Raw genomic sequence first — 1,146 nt, 5'->3', positions numbered from 1 at the left:
CGCCATCATCGGTACGACGGTGGTGGACGATGACGGCAATTATGTCTTCCCGCTGAGTCCCGCTCGCGTGGATGGCGAAGTGCTGGGCGTCACTCAGAGCGACGTGGCCGGCAATGTGTCGACCGGCGTGACGGTGACGGCGGACGATATAACGCCGCCGCCTGCGCCGACCGCGACGATCGACGGGACGGGCACGGTTGTCACCGGCTCGGTCGTGACCGGTTCCGGCGTGGCGGGTTCCACGATCGAAGTCCGCGCGGCGGAGCAGACGGATGGCGAGCCGCTGGCGGTGACGCAGGTCGATCCGTCGGGCAATATATCCGACCCGACCGACATCGTGGCGCCGGACCTGACGGCGCCCGACGCGCCGACCGCGACGATTGCGCCGGATGGTGCTTCGATCAGCGGAACCGGTGAGGTCGGTGCGACCATCACGGTGCGCGATGCCGCAGGCACCCTCATCGGCACGACGGTGGTGGACGATGACGGCAATTATGTCTTCCCGCTGAGTCCCGCTCGCGTGGATGGCGAAGTGCTGGGCATCACTCAGAGCGACGTGGCCGGCAATGTGTCGACCGGCGTGACGGTGACGGCGGACGATATAACGCCGCCGCCGGCACCGACCGCGACGATCGACGGGACGGGCACGGTTGTCACCGGCTCGGTCGTGACCGGTTCCGGCGTGGCGGGTTCCACGATCGAAGTCCGCGCGGCGGATGGTACGCTGCTGGGCAGCGGCACGGTCGATGCGCAGGGCAATTACACCGTGACGCTGACGACGCCGCAGACGGATGGCGAGCCGCTGGCGGTGACGCAGGTCGATCCGTCGGGCAATATATCCGACCCGACCGACATCGTGGCGCCGGACCTGACGGCGCCCGANCCGACCGCGACGATCGACGGGACGGGCACGGTTGTCACCGGCTCGGTCGTGACCGGTTCCGGCGTGGCGGGTTCCACGATCGAAGTCCGCGCGGCGGATGGTACGCTGCTGGGCAGCGGCACGGTCGATGCGCAGGGCAATTACACCGTCACTCTGACGACGCCGCAGACGGATGGCGAGCCGCTGGCGGTGACGCAGGTCGATCCGTCGGGCAATATATCCGACCCGACCGACATCGTGGCGCCGGACCTGACGGCGCCCGA

Annotated in this window: 1 protein-coding gene and 1 pseudogene; both read left to right on the top strand. The window is 68.6% G+C overall.

The genetic code is table 11. The features are described 5' to 3' along the window. Positions 1–4 precede the first annotated feature (4 nt). Positions 5–882 (top strand): annotated as a pseudogene (locus ASE85_RS24470) (Ig-like domain-containing protein); the annotation flags it as partial. 1 nt (position 883) lies between these two features. After that, the coding region (locus ASE85_RS24055; RefSeq protein WP_235523571.1) for an Ig-like domain-containing protein at positions 884–1,146 on the top strand (263 nt) is incomplete at both ends.

The sequence above is a fragment of the Sphingobium sp. Leaf26 genome (assembly GCF_001421665.1).
GTDB lineage: Bacteria > Pseudomonadota > Alphaproteobacteria > Sphingomonadales > Sphingomonadaceae > Sphingobium.
The sequence above is the reverse complement of the archived record's forward strand: the minus strand, read 5'-3'. Positions and strand labels throughout refer to the sequence as shown.